Source organism: Corallococcus praedator (assembly GCF_003612125.1).
In the GTDB taxonomy this organism is placed as follows: domain Bacteria; phylum Myxococcota; class Myxococcia; order Myxococcales; family Myxococcaceae; genus Corallococcus; species Corallococcus praedator.
This window is the reverse complement of the sequence record NZ_RAWI01000439.1, coordinates 1-7,238: the sequence shown is the minus strand read 5'-3', so window position 1 is coordinate 7,238 and position 7,238 is coordinate 1. Positions and strand designations below refer to the sequence as shown.

Below are 7,238 nucleotides of genomic sequence, written 5' to 3'. Positions count from 1 at the left end.
CCCCCCACCCTCACCACCGACGCGCCCGCCGCGTGGCCCCAGGGGCTGGAGGGCACCGCCGGCGAGGTGGAGCTGGAGCTGCTGGTGGACGTGGAGGGCCACGTCGCGGAAGCGAAGGTGACGCGCGCTGGCGCCGAGCCGCGCCTCACCGACGCGGCGCTCGCCGCCGCCCCGGGCCTGCGCTTCACCCCGGCCACGCTGGGCGGCACGCCCGTGGCGGTGCGCCTGCCGTTCCTCTACCGCTTCGCGCCGCCCGTGCAGATCCCCGCCTCCAGCACGCACCTCACCGGCGAGGTGCGCGCGCGAGGCACCCGCAAGCCGCTGGCCGACGCGGCCCTCTTCCTCGACGGGGCGCAGGAGCCCGCCGGCACCACCGACCCGCGCGGCCTCTTCACGCTGGACGTGACGCCAGGCGCGCACCGCGTGGAGGTCCGCGCGCCGGGCCACGCGACGACGGTGTTCGAGGAGAAGCTGGAGCCCGGCCAGACGCTCCAGGTCGTCTACCGGCTCCAGCCGCGCGAGGTGAACCCATACGAGACCGTGGTGCGCGACGAGCGCCCGCGCACGGAGGTCACCCGCATCAGCCTGCACGAGCAGGAGATCCGCGAGGTGCCCGGCACGCTGGGCGACCCGTTCCGCGTGGTGATGTTGATGCCGGGCGTGGGCAGCCTCGCGTCCGGCATCAGCTACCCGGTGGTGCGCGGCAGCCAGCCCTCCGCCACCGGCTTCTTCCTGGACGGCGTGCGCATCCCGATGCTGTACCACCTGCTGCTCGGGCCCGCGGTGGTGCACCCGGACTTCATCGACACCGTGGACTTCTATCCGGGCACGCCGCCGGTGCAGTACGGCCGCGTGCTGGGCGGCGCGGTGGAAGGAAGGCTCAGCCGTCCGCGCGAGGACCGGCTGCACTTCACCGCGTACGCGGACCTGCTCAACGCGGGCGGCTTCATCGAGCAGCCCTTCGAGTCCACCGGCACCAGCGTCAGCCTGGCCGGCCGCTTCAGCTACTCCGCGCTGCTCATCTCGCTCACCGCCAACGCCCTCAACCGTCCGGAAGCGGAGCAGGTGCGCGCGGGCTTCTGGGACTACCAGGCGCGCATCGAGCAGAAGGTGGGCCAGGGCCGCCTGCGCCTGTTCGCGCTGGGCAGCTCCGACGACGTGGGCCTGTCCCCCGAGCAGACCGAACGCTCCGAGGGCGGCGGCGTCACCTCGCGCTTCCACCGCATCGACCTGCGCGGCACGCACCCCGTGGCGGGCGGCGAGGGCGAGGTCGGCATCACGCTGGGCTGGGACGGCCTGGGCCTCACCGGTGAGCAGACCCAGCGCGAGGGGACGGCCCTGGTCATCCGGTCCGTGGGCGAGTACGGCCTGGAGCAGACGAGCGTCTCCGCGCGCGCCGGGTGGAAGCGGGTGCTCACCGACACGCTGGAGGTGGCCGTGGGCACGGACGTGGAGAACCGCCGCTCCGCCACCACGCTCATCGGCACCGCGCGGCCTCCCGGCTGGCGCTCGTCCGACGACGCGGATCCGCTCAAGCAGCCCTCCGCCATCGCCACCTTCTCCGGAGCGTATGCGTCCGTCACCTGGAAGCCGTCGGAGAAGTGGGTGGTGTCCCCGGGCCTGCGCGTGGACGCGTACCACCTGGTGCCGGGCCTCACGTTCACCGCGGTGGAGCCGCGCCTGTCGGTGCGCCACACGCTGACGGACACCCTCACGCTCAAGGGCGGCGCGGGCCTGTTCCACCAGCCGCCCACGGTGCTGCTGCACATCCCCGCCGTGGACACCGCCAGCCTGCGCTACGGCCTCCAGTCCGGCGCGCAGTTCGACGTGGGCGCGGAGTGGAAGGCGATGGACGGCCTGGAGCTGAGCGCGGACGCGTACTTCAACCCGCTGTCACGCGCGGTGGAGTTCGACCTGGTGGACGTGGCGGAGAACCGCCGGCGCCGGGGCAGTCTAGGACAGGACCCGGCCACCACCGGCTACGCCTACGGCCTGGACCTGATGGCGCGCCACCCGCTGGGCAACCACTGGTTCGGCTGGGTGTCCTACAGCTTCCTGCAGAGCAAGCGGAAGGCGCGCTTCGCCCGCATCGGCGATGACAACCAGGTGCTGGAGAGGGTGGAGGGCAACCTGCCCTTCGCCTTCGAACAGGCGCACGTGTTCAACGCCGCGCTCAGCTACAAGTTCGGCAACAACTGGACGGTGGGCACGGTGGTGCACTTCAACACCGGCCGTCCGGAGTCGGGGCAGATCACCTCCCAGTCGCAGCGCTGGGTGACGGACGCGGACGGCGAGGGCCGCTGGGTGCGCCAGGATCTGGACCGCGCCGGCCGGCTGGCGGCGTTCTTCCGCGTGGACGCGCGCATCGCGAAGTCGTGGGCCTACCAGGACTTCACCCTGGATGCGTCGCTCGACGTGCTCAACCTCTCCGCGCAGCAGGAGGTCATCGCCTATGACCACTCCGTCGAGGGCGTCCCGAACGAGACAGGCCTCTTCCCCGTCCGCAAGCCCGTGCGGATTCCCGTCATCCTCCCGCTGTTCGGGCTCAAGGCGACCTACTGACATGCGCCACGCCTCCCTCACCTTCCTGGGCCTGGGACTCCTGGCCCTCACCCACGCCGGCTGCGAGCGCTATCCGGAGGACCCCATCTTCGCGTACGGCCGCATGCGCCAGTTGGACGGCGCTCCGCTGGCCGGCGCGCCGCTGACGCTCGAGCGCCGGCGCGACGGCGTCTTCTCCCCCGTGAGCACCACCACCACCGAGGCCAGCGGGGACTTCATCTTCGAGCTGCTCTCCGGCGACGCCGTGAACTGGCGCTCCCTGGACGAACAGCAGTCCCGGCTGCGCCTGGCCACGCCGCTGGACGCGACCGGCAGGGGGATGTTCGCCCTGCTCTACATGGAGGACGACGTGGAGTTTCCCACGCTCCAGCCGTGGGACGCCCACCCGCGCGTGGACGTGGGCCCCCAGGGCCCCTCCGTGGCCTTCCCGCCTCCGCCGCCCCTGCTGGAGGTCCCGGAGACGGCGAGCCTGCCCCAGGTCCTCGGCCCGGACGACAACACCCCCTTCTTCGTGCCCCCCACGCCTCCCGAACCGCTGGTGTGGCTCACCTCGGAGGGCCTGCTCGTGTGGCGGCACACGGGCACGACGTCGCCCTGGACGCCGTCCCCCCACTTGCTGGAGGACTTCGCCTCGCCCCAGGTACAGCTGCGCGCCGTCAGCGTGGGCAGTTGGTATTTCTCGCCCCTGGGCGGAGAGCCCAGCGGCCTGGACTTCCGGGTGGAGTGGAGGACCGCCCACGAACCCCTGCCCCCGGGCACCCTGCGCCCGGTCAGCCGGGGCGCGACCTGCGAGCCGACCTTCCCGCAGGCCTGCCCGTGGACGGACGGCCGGCTCGAGCCCGTGCTCCTGGCGGACCCGAAGACGGACCCCCGCGTGTACAGCCTCGTCGTCACCCTGCCCCAGCCCACGCGCCCGCGCCACGCGGTGGTGCGGGGCCTGAGCCACGCGCACGGCTACCAAGGCAAGGAGTGGCTCATCCTGGAGGGCAGCCTGGACGGTGAGCACTGGCACCCCCTCAACCGGACGGTGCTGCGGGACGAGGATTCGCGCGCCCGGATCACGAACGCCTTCACGTACAGCCATTACGCCGACCTCTCCGGACAGGACTCGCCCTACGGGGATTCCCCCATCCTCCTGGGCAACGATGCGCCGGTCTTCATCGAGCTGCCCCTGGCCGACGCGGAGCCCACCCGCTACGTCCGACTGTCCGTGGAGCTGCTGGCCTACGGCGGCGACACGTCGCCCGGAGCGCTCTTTTCCCTCGCGGAATTGTCCGTCTTTGAATAGCGCCGGTGTGTGTCTGCCCATGCAACCCATTGGGATTGCTTGTGTGGGATGAAACCCGGGAGGCCCTTGCAACCGGATAAATCAAGAAAATAAGGCCACCCCGTTCAAGTCATGGGGCACTGAGCCCACCCGCGCCCGAGGAGGGACCAATGATTGCGCTGACCTGGACGTACGGGCAGCTCCTCAGGGGCGCGGCGGACATGGTGCGACGGGTGTTGCTGGTGCAGCTGCTCATCCTGGCCCCGTGCTTCTGGTTGCTGGAGCTGTCCCAGAACGTGGCCTTCCGGTGGATGAACGGGGACTGGGGCTGGGTGTACCCGGAGTCGCCGCACCACTGGTTCTCCATCGTCAGCCTGGGGTTGTGGAGCGGCGCGGTGGTGGCCCTGTGGGCCCTGAACACGTACTGGTTCCGGCCCGCGCGGATGGCCCGGTGGCAGCGCGTGCTGTGGGCCAGCGCGCTGTGCTGGCTGGGGCAGTGGCTGGGCGGCTTCCTCGCGGCGGAGGTGTTCCACCATCCGCTGCAGGTGTGGCCCGGCACCCGGCTGGTCTACGTGAGCTTCAGTGCGCTGTTCTTCTGGGCGGCCAACGCGCTGCTGTACCTGGCGGTGGTGAGGGATCCCGGGCCGGAGTCCGAGCCCGTGGCGGTGCCCGTCACGCGCGCGGAGCGTCCAGCGGGAGCTTGAGTCGCGCGCGGCAGCCGCGCCCGTCGGTGCGGTTCTCCAATCGCAGACTTCCGCCGTGCGCCTCGGCGATCTGCCGGCTGAGCGCCAGCCCGATGCCGCTGCCCTGGGGCTTGGTGGTGAAGAAGGGCACGAAGAGGTTCGCGGTGTCGGACAGGCCGGGGCCTTCATCCTCCACCCAGACCTCCACCGCGCCGGGCGCGTGCACCGCCCACGAGACCCAGACACCGCCCTGCCCCCCTGGCTCCGACAGGACGGCGTCCACCGCGTTGCGCACCAGGTTGATGAGCACCTGCTCCAGCTGGTCCGCGTCCCCGGGCACCGTGAGCGCGGGGCCGGGACGCACCGCCACGGGACGGCGCGGCTCCAGCGCCACCACGCGCCGCACCCAGCCGTCCACCTCCACGCTCCCCGGCGTGGGCGGGGGCAGGCGCGCCAGCCGCGCGTGGGCGGACATGAAGCGCGCCAGGGCCTCCGCGCGGCGGGCGATGATGCCCAGCCCGTGCCGTGTGTCCTCCTCCCAGTCCGCGGGGCGGGGCACCTGGGCCACGGTGTCCCGGAGCGCGTCCGCGATGGATTGGATGGGCGTGAGCGAGTTGTTGATTTCGTGGCTGAGCACGCGCACCAGCCGGCGCCACGCCTCGCGCTCCTCCTCGCGCAATGCCAGACGCAGGTCCGTGAGCACCACCAACTGGTGCGGCTGGCCGCCCTCGCGGAAGCTGCCGCGCCACAGCTCGTAGGGGCCGCCCTCCTGGGCAAAGGCTCGCGTCAGCCGGCGCGGCGCGGGGCCCTCCAGCAATTCCTGCCATCCCAGCGCCTCCGCCCGCTGCCCCACGAGCTGCGCGCGCGGCAGGCCCACCAGCCGCACGCCCGCGCGGTTCACCAGCTTCAGCGTGCCCTCCCCGTCGAAGGCCAGCACCGCCACGTCGATGGCCTCCATCACCTGCGCGAGCAGCGCGCCCGCCTCCATCGCGCCCAGCCGCTGTTCGCGCAGCGTGTCCCCCAGCGCGTTGACCTCCAGCAGCACCTCCCCCAGCGCATCCCCCGCGCGTTCGCCCCGCCCGCGCACGGAGTAGTCACCCTCGCGCAGCGCGGCCAGCAGGCCCGCCACCGTGTGCAGCGGCCGCACCACGCGCTCGCGCAGGGCCAGACACGCTCCGGCGGGGACGCACACCACCAGCACGGACAGCGTCCAGCGCACCTTGGCGCTGAAGTCCCCGGCCCACAGCAGCGCGAGCGCCACGACGACGGCGGGCAGGGCCGCGAGGACCGCGAGCCCCACGACGCGCAGGTCATGCGGCCAGGGCTTCGGCCCGAGCTTCAACGGGCGCCCTTGATGCCGTAGTACTGGAGGCGCCGGTAGAGCGCGCTGCGCGACAGGCCCAGGGCCTTGGCCGCCTCGCTCACGTTGCCGTCCTGACGGCCCAGGGCGCGCTCGATGAGGTAGCGCTCCACCTCCTCCAGCGTCATCTCCTCCAGGCGCGCGGAGCCTCCACTGTTCGGCCCGGCGCGCTTGAGCAGCAGGTCCTCCGCCGCCACCCGGTCCCCGGTCGCCATCAGCAGGGAGCGCTCCACCGCGTGCTCCAATTCGCGCACGTTGCCCGGCCACGGGTAGGCCATCAGGGCCTCCAGCGCGTCCGGCGCCAGGTGGATGCCGGGGCGGCCGTAGCGCTGGCCCTGGGCCGCGAGGAAGTGCGCGGCGAGCAGCGGGATGTCCTCGCGCCGCTCGCGCAGGGGCGGCAGCTGCACCTCCACGGTGTTGAGCCGGTAGAGCAGGTCCTCGCGGAACCGGCCTTCAATCACCGCGCGGCCCAGGTCCACGTTGGTGGCGCTCACCACGCGCACGTCCACCTTGCGCGTGCGCGACGAGCCCACCGGGTGCAGCTCTCCCGTCTGGAGGACGCGCAGCAGCTTCGCCTGCTGGGCCAGCGGCATGTTGCCAATCTCATCCAGGAAGAGCGTGCCGCCGTCCGCCAGCTCGAAGCAGCCGATGCGGTCCGTCTTCGCGTCGGTGAAGGCGCCCTTCACGTGGCCGAACAGCTCGCTTTCGAAGACGCCCTCGGACAGGCCGCCGGAGTTCACGGCGACGAAGGGCCGGTCCGCGCGGGGACTGGCCGCGTGAAGCAGGCGCGCCACCACCTCCTTGCCGGTGCCGTGCTCTCCGGTGACGAGCACCGGCGCCGCGGACGGCGCCACGCGTTCGATGAGCCGGCGCACCGGCAGCATGGCGCGCGACTCGCCCACCAGCGGGGAGCGTCCGCCCTGTTCGCGGCGCAGGTGCTGGTTCTCCTCCTCCAGCCGCCGGGTGCGCCGCAGCGCGCGGGCCAGCTCCAGCTGCGTGCGCAGCGTGGCCAGGAGGCGCGTGTTGTCCCAGGGCTTCTGCACGTAGTCCCGGGCCCCCGCGCGCATCGCCTCCACCGCGCCCTCCACGCTGCCCCACGCGGTCATCACCACCACGGGCAGCAGGGCATCCCGCGCGCGAAGCTGGCCGAGCAGGTCCAGGCCCTCGCGCCCGGACGTCGTGTCGCGCGCGTAGTTGAGGTCCATCAGCACCAGCTCCACGTCCTCCGCGTCCAGCGTGGCGAGCACGCCCGAGGGGGACTGGGCGCTCACCACCGTGTAGCCGTCGCGCTTGAGCAGGAGCCGCAGCGCCTCCAGCACATCCGGCTGGTCGTCGGCCACGAGGATGCGGGTGGGGCGCGGGGCGC

The 7,238-nt window shown here is 72.6% G+C and carries 5 protein-coding genes; 3 read left to right on the top strand and 2 right to left on the bottom strand.

The features are described from left to right. From D7Y13_RS35400 to D7Y13_RS35390, 3 genes are all read left to right on the top strand, one after another. On the top strand, positions 1-2,562 hold a 2,562-nt coding region (locus D7Y13_RS35400), incomplete at its 5' end, for a TonB-dependent receptor domain-containing protein (RefSeq protein ID WP_120630931.1). 1 nt (position 2,563) lies between these two features. After that, positions 2,564-3,850: a carboxypeptidase-like regulatory domain-containing protein gene (locus D7Y13_RS35395; RefSeq protein WP_120538017.1), complete on the top strand. Its 1,287-nt coding sequence runs from the start codon at positions 2,564-2,566 to the stop codon at positions 3,848-3,850. Positions 3,851-3,999: 149 nt separating this feature from the next. After that, complete coding sequence (locus tag D7Y13_RS35390) at positions 4,000-4,533, top strand: hypothetical protein (protein WP_120585740.1); 534 nt, start codon at positions 4,000-4,002, stop codon at positions 4,531-4,533. Here the strand turns inward: D7Y13_RS35390 and D7Y13_RS35385 are convergent. Both D7Y13_RS35385 and D7Y13_RS35380 read right to left on the bottom strand, forming a co-directional pair. Further along, entirely contained in the window at positions 4,502-5,854 is a 1,353-nt protein-coding gene (locus D7Y13_RS35385) for a sensor histidine kinase (protein ID WP_120585741.1), read from the bottom strand. The genes D7Y13_RS35390 and D7Y13_RS35385 overlap by 32 nt on opposite strands. Further along, positions 5,851-7,238 (bottom strand): sigma-54-dependent transcriptional regulator (locus D7Y13_RS35380; protein WP_208734520.1); only part of this gene is annotated, 1,388 nt, incomplete at its 5' end. The genes D7Y13_RS35380 and D7Y13_RS35385, both read right to left, overlap by 4 nt.